At 40.3% G+C, this 1,372-nt stretch carries 1 protein-coding gene; it reads right to left on the minus strand.

The features are described 5' to 3' along the window. Nucleotides 1-62: 62 nt before the first annotated feature. Complete coding sequence (locus ACNDLV_RS05560) at nucleotides 63-1,241, minus strand: IS256 family transposase (protein WP_006587734.1); 1,179 nt, start codon at nucleotides 1,239-1,241, stop codon at nucleotides 63-65. Between the last annotated feature and the right edge of the window lie 131 nt (nucleotides 1,242-1,372).

Consider the following 1,372-nt stretch of genomic DNA (forward strand, 5'->3'; position numbering starts at 1 on the left):
GAAACTGTCAAATTTTTTGTGTAAATAGATTTTTCTCGTAGATTGATTTTTTAATCTTTTATTTAATCAAAGTAGGATTCTAAGGTATCCTGAACCTGACCAAAGCCTTTGTGGATTCGATTGAAATAGCGTTCGTTGTAGCTCATTGCCTGAATGCCAATAAAAGTATTAAGCGACTGTTCAGTTGGAAACTCTGCTTTAGGCTTAGCTTTACGCTTGATAACGTTGTTAAAGGATTCGATCATATTGGTAGAGTAAATTGAAGCCCTGATCTGCTTAGGATAGCTGTAAAAGACTAGCAGATCAGGTTCAATCTCTTTGAGATTTCTGATGACATGGTTGTACGCTCTGTTCCACTTGTCATAGAAGGCGTGCAAGACTTTGATCGCGGCTTCCTTATTTGGCTGTTGATGAATTTGCTTGAATTCATTCATGATCGTTTCGCGATCATCTACGCGTACTTTAGCGCAAATATTGCGCATGACATGAACTAGACAGCGTTGAAAATGAGCTTTCGGATAAGTCTGCTCCAGCACTGTCTTCATGCCCACAACGCCATCTGAAAGAAAGAGCTCAACCTGTTCTAGACCGCGAGACTTCATGTCTTGAAGCATTTCCGTCCAATTCTCGACGTTTTCGCTGGGAGCAATGCGGTAATCGATGACTTCCTTGTGACCATTAGGCTTGATGCCAATGGCAATATAAACTGCTTCACGATCAAAGGTTATGCGACGCAAAGGAATGTAGGTAGCGTCCAAATAAACGCAGAAGAACTTGTCACTGAATTTGCGCTGATGATAGGCCTCGACTTTTGGAATCATCTGCTTGGAGATGTTAGATACCTGAGCTGGGCTGTAATGACTGCCATACATCTTTTCAATCAAGTCGGCTATTTCTCTAGTGGTTACGCCTTTGGAATATAGCTTGATAATCATGCTTTCCAAGACATTGGAGTGCTGCTTGTAGTCAGGGAGCGTGTGCTGATGAAACATGCCGTTACGATCCCTAGGCACCTGAATTTTAATCTCGCCAAATTGCGTATCAACCTTGCGAAAGTAAGCACCATTGCGTGAATTGCCTGTATTCCAGCCAGCTCTGGCATAAGGATCATAGCCTAAAAACGCAGTCAGTTCAGCCTCTAATAGGTCATTAACTGCTTGCTGGAGTTCTTTGCGCAATAAATCGTTTATTTTGTCTTGATTGAATAGAGCTTGTGCTATATTTTTGGTAAAATCATTCATGAAGGAGTTCTTCTTTCTGTATGTGTTTTTTTGTTCAAACCAATCATACGAGAAAGGAACTCCTTTTTCTAATGTTTTAAGAAATAAATTTAAGGAATTATTCATCCTTACACAAACTATTTTACAGTCTC

This window comes from Lactobacillus fornicalis (assembly GCF_055362665.1).